Below are 1,348 nucleotides of genomic sequence, written 5' to 3'. Positions count from 1 at the left end.
TCTCACGCTGTCCATCAGGAAGACCTCGACGATGATCCACGGTACCTTCGCCACCCCTGACCTGTCTGCGTTCTGCCTCCTCGATGAGCACGGCCTCACCGTCACGGGCCAGCAGATCGATCCTGACAAGGCGGTACTCGAATGCCGCGTCACCGACCGCGACCCGTTCTGTCGCGGTTGCGGTGCCGAAGGCATCGCCCGCGGGACACAGGCCCGCCGGCTGGCGCATGTCCCGCTGGGGTGGCGGCCGACGACGCTCCTCGTCCGCGTCCGCCGCTTCGCGTGTTCCGACTGTGGGACGATCTGGCGCGAGGACACCACGGCGGCGGCCGAGCCGCGGGGGAAACTCACTCGCGCCGCGATCCGGTGGGCCTTGGAGGCTGTCGTCTGCCAGCACCTGCCTGTCGCGCGGGTCGCGGAGTCCCTCGACGTGTCCTGGCATGCCGCCAACGACGCCGTCCTCGTCGAGGGCCGGCGCGTCCTGATCGACAACCCCCGCAGGTTCGACGGGGTGACGACGATCGGCGTCGACGAGCACGTCTGGCGCCACACGCGCCTCGGCGACAAATACGTGACCGTGATCATCGACCTCACCCCGGCCCGCGAGAAGACCGGCCCCGCCCGGCTGCTCGACATGGTGCCGGGCCGCTCGAAGCACGCCTTCAAGACCTGGCTCGCCGGGCGCCCGAAACAGTGGCGCGACGGCGTCGGCGTCGTCGCGATGGACGGCTTCACCGGCTACAAGACGGCCGCCGGCGAAGAGATCCCCGACGCGACGGCCGTGATGGATCCCTTCCATGTCGTTCAGCTGTTCGGCGATGCGCTCGACAAGACCAGACAGCGCGTCCAGCAGGAGACCCTCGGGCATCGCGGCCGAACCGGCGACCCGCTCTACGGGTGTCGCCGGCTGCTGCGCACCGGCCTCGGGCTGTTGAAGCAACACCAGCTCGCGAAACTCGAGGCGGTGTTCGACGCGCATCCCGATCACGTCGTCGTCGAGGTCACCTGGGACATCTACCAGCGCGCCGTCGCCGCCTACCGGCACAAGAAGCCGGGCACGGGGAAGAAGATCTTCACGCGCGTCATCGCCCAGCTCGCCGGCGGCATCCCACAGGATCTGCCCGAGTTGATCACCCTCGGGCGGACGATCAAGCGGCGCGCGGGCGACATCCTCGCGTTCTTCGACCATCCCGGCACGAGCAATGGGCCGTCCGAGGCGATCAACGGCAGGCTCGAGCATCTCCGCGGCACCGCCCTGGGCTTCAGGAACCTGACCCACTACATCGCGAGGAGCTTGCTCGAGACCGGCGGGTTCAGGCCGCTACTACACCCTCAAACACGATGAGCC

Annotated in this window: 1 protein-coding gene; it reads left to right on the top strand. The window is 68.8% G+C overall.

All coding sequences use genetic code 11. The annotated features are described in order from the left end of the window. Positions 1 to 31 precede the first annotated feature (31 nt). Positions 32 to 1,345, top strand: a complete 1,314-nt coding sequence (locus G510_RS0113350; protein WP_029154012.1) for an ISL3 family transposase — start codon at positions 32 to 34, stop codon at positions 1,343 to 1,345. The last annotated feature ends 3 nt before the right edge of the window (positions 1,346 to 1,348 follow it).

It is taken from the genome of Microbacterium gubbeenense DSM 15944 (genome assembly GCF_000422745.1).
Classification (GTDB): Bacteria; Actinomycetota; Actinomycetes; order Actinomycetales; family Microbacteriaceae; genus Microbacterium; species Microbacterium gubbeenense.
This window is presented reverse-complemented; position numbering and strand designations above follow the sequence as displayed.